This is a genomic window from Pseudomonas sp. FG6, assembly GCF_057809015.1.
Genome location: NZ_JBMDJD010000077.1, coordinates 1 through 2,952 on the forward strand (window position 1 = coordinate 1; position 2,952 = coordinate 2,952).

4 protein-coding genes and 3 tRNA genes are annotated in these 2,952 nt (G+C 54.5%); all 7 read left to right on the forward strand.

Features of this window, described 5'->3' with window-relative positions:
- The first annotated feature begins 128 nt into the window (after positions 1-128).
- On the forward strand, positions 129-1,085 hold the full coding sequence (gene birA / locus ACODSJ_RS24625) for a bifunctional biotin--[acetyl-CoA-carboxylase] ligase/biotin operon repressor BirA (protein WP_489104217.1): 957 nt from the start codon (positions 129-131) through the stop codon (positions 1,083-1,085).
- On the forward strand, positions 1,075-1,824 hold the full coding sequence (locus tag ACODSJ_RS24630) for a pantothenate kinase (RefSeq protein ID WP_489104215.1): 750 nt from the start codon (positions 1,075-1,077) through the stop codon (positions 1,822-1,824). The genes birA and ACODSJ_RS24630 overlap by 11 nt, the downstream gene beginning before the upstream one ends.
- A 7-nt stretch (positions 1,825-1,831) precedes the next feature.
- Complete coding sequence (locus ACODSJ_RS24635; protein ID WP_489104216.1) at positions 1,832-2,287, forward strand: hypothetical protein; 456 nt, start codon at positions 1,832-1,834, stop codon at positions 2,285-2,287.
- Between the two features lie 142 nt (positions 2,288-2,429).
- Positions 2,430-2,514: transfer RNA gene (locus ACODSJ_RS24640), tRNA-Tyr, on the forward strand.
- 24 nt (positions 2,515-2,538) lie between these two features.
- Positions 2,539-2,612, forward strand: a tRNA-Gly gene (locus ACODSJ_RS24645).
- Positions 2,613-2,638: 26 nt separating this feature from the next.
- Positions 2,639-2,714, forward strand: a tRNA-Thr gene (locus ACODSJ_RS24650).
- 84 nt (positions 2,715-2,798) lie between these two features.
- A partial coding sequence (locus ACODSJ_RS24655) for a GTP-binding protein (RefSeq protein WP_237614161.1) occupies positions 2,799-2,952 on the forward strand: 154 nt, incomplete at its 3' end.

Genomic DNA, 2,952 nt, shown 5'->3' on the forward strand with positions numbered 1-2,952 from the left:
TTCCGAAACCCCTATCTGCTGATGCAGGTAGGGGTTTTGTTTTGCCCGCAGGAAAGCCATTTTGTGTTTCTATGCAACCGTCTTGCGCATGGCTATCATGCGGGCCTTATTATCAGGGCGCAGTCCGCATGCTCACGTTGCTAAAACTTCTGAAGGACGGTCGCTTTCATTCGGGCCAGGCGCTAGGCGATGCGATGGGTATCAGTCGTAGCGCTGTATGGAAGCAGTTACAGCACCTGGAGGTAGAGCTAGGGTTGTCCGTTCATAAGGTTCGTGGCCGGGGATACCAGTTGGCCAAGCCACTGTCGCTTTTGGATGAGGCGAAAATTGGCGTAAACGATCCTTCCGTGTGGCCTGTCCATATATTTGAGTCCATCGACTCCACTAACGCTGAAGCGTTGCGCGCCATAGGGCGTGGGGTGGAGGCGCCATTCCTGGTTTTATCCGAGCGGCAGATGGCCGGCCGTGGCCGTCGTGGTCGAAAGTGGGTCAGTCCTTTTGCGGAGAATCTTTATTACAGCCTGGTTCTGCGTATCGACGGCGGTATGCGGCAGATTGAAGGGCTCAGCCTTGTCGTTGGGCTTGCTGTCATGCGCGCGTTGCGTGATATGGGTGCTACAGAAGCGGGGCTGAAATGGCCTAACGATGTCCTGGTGGGTGAGAAAAAAATCGCGGGCATTCTGCTCGAGTTGGTAGGGGATCCGGCAGACGTTTGCCACGTGGTCCTGGGAGTGGGCATTAATGTAAACATGCAATCGACGGACGAGGTCGATCAGCAGTGGACGTCCATGAGCCTCGAAGCGGGCAAGGCCTTTGACCGTAATGAATTGGTAGCCCAACTAGGGATTAAGCTCCGGCAGTATTTGAGGCTTCATCATGAGTCAGGGTTCGCGGCGATTCAGTCAGAGTGGGAGAACTACCATCTTTGGCAGGGGCGGGCTGTTTCGTTGATTGCCGGTACCAATCGGATTGACGGCATCGTGATGGGTGTCGACCTCCAGGGTGCACTGCGTTTGAAGGTAGATGGCGTGGAAAAGGTTTTTAGCGGTGGTGAGCTCAGTTTGAGGTTGCGCGATGATTCTTGAGCTCGATTGCGGTAATAGCTTTATCAAGTGGCGGGTTCTTCACTGCGATGGTCTAACGCCTGTCGAAGGAGGGGTTGTCAGTTCCGACGGCGCCTTGCTGGCGAATCTGAGTGATGCCGGAAAATTCCAGCTGAAGAAATGTCGACTTGTCAGTGTGCGGACCTCTGAAGAGACGGACTCGCTAGTCGCTTCGCTGGTTGATGCATTTGGCCTCTCCGTGGTTCGGGCTGTACCTGCTCGCGAAATGGCGGGCGTCAGGAACGGCTATGAGGATTACACGCGATTGGGTCTCGATCGCTGGCTGGCCCTGCTCGGCGGTTTTCATCTGGCTCGTGGGGCGTGCCTGGTGCTTGATTTTGGTACGGCTATTACCGCCGATTTCGTTGCATCGGACGGTGAGCATCTGGGGGGGTTCATTTGCCCGGGCATGCCTTTGATGCGCAATCAGCTGCGTACCCACACCCGGCGAATTCGTTATGACGACACGGCTGCTGAGCGAGCTCATGAGAGCCTGGCGCCGGGTCGGGCGACGGTCGAGGCGGTCGAGCGCGGTTGTATGCTAATGCTCAGAGGGTTTGTTCTGACTCAGCTTGAATTGGCGCAGCAGTATTGGGGAAAAGATTTCGTGGTGTTTCTTACGGGAGGGGATGCCAACATGGTTTTGGGGGTTGTTCCTGATGCCAGGCTAGTGCCCGACCTGGTTTTTGTAGGTTTGGCGATGGCCTGTCCTTTGTCTTGAGGTCTCTATGCGGTGGCTGTTTCTGTTGTTGCTGGTTTTGAATGTCTTCTATTACGTCTGGCATCAACAGGAGGCGCCGCTCCGTGCCAAGGACGTGACCCCGCTGAGTTTGTACCGGGGGTCGCAGCAGGACATCCACTTATTGAGCGAAACGGCGGACGCGCTTGTCAGGCGTGACTCGGGCAAATCGGCTGATTCGCAAAAGAACTGTATCTATCTCGGCGGTTTCGTCCGTGCTGAACAGGTCAAGCAGCTCGAGCAGCGACTAGCTGCCTCGGGGATCGCGGCTCGCGCTGCGACTTTGAATCAGTCGGGCTCTCCTGAAATGGGGGGATTCTGGCTGCAGGTTCCTCCCGATGGCGTGGGGAAGGTGAATGAAACGTTGCTCCAAAACCTTTCTAAAGAATTCAATGAGTTAAAACATAAAATAATGCCCTGCGAGGGGGTTGCGCCCGCTGGGTAGTTTGCATAGAATGGCGCCCGCTTCGCAGCGAAGGCCTTTAAGGGGTGGCGATGTGAAGCAGCGTCAACGCAGCTAACCTCAGGTTTTTAATGAGAAAATGCTTGACAGAAGGCTGGCATGATGTAGAATGCCGGCTCGCTTAGGAGGGGTTCCCGAGCGGCCAAAGGGATCAGACTGTAAATCTGACGTCTACGACTTCGAAGGTTCGAATCCTTCCCCCTCCACCATTTTTAGTGTGAGCTGCAAGCTCCGCGGGTATAGTTTAGTGGTAGAACCTCAGCCTTCCAAGCTGATGATGCGGGTTCGATTCCCGCTACCCGCTCCAAGTTTGCAGGTTGTGCAAAGTGTTTCGCTCTTGTAGCTCAGTTGGTAGAGCACACCCTTGGTAAGGGTGAGGTCAGCGGTTCAAATCCGCTCAAGAGCTCCATATAACAAGGCAGATATGAAAATATCTGCCTTTGTTTTAATGGCTTGTGTGACTCGCTAAATTCTTCTCCTAGGGGTGATTTCGATGGCTAAGGAAAAGTTCGAACGTAATAAGCCGCACGTCAACGTTGGTACCATTGGTCACGTTGACCACGGTAAAACCACGCTGACCGCTGCTCTGACTCGTGTCTGCTCCGAAGTTTTCGGTTCGGCCAAGGTTGACTTCGACAAGATCGACA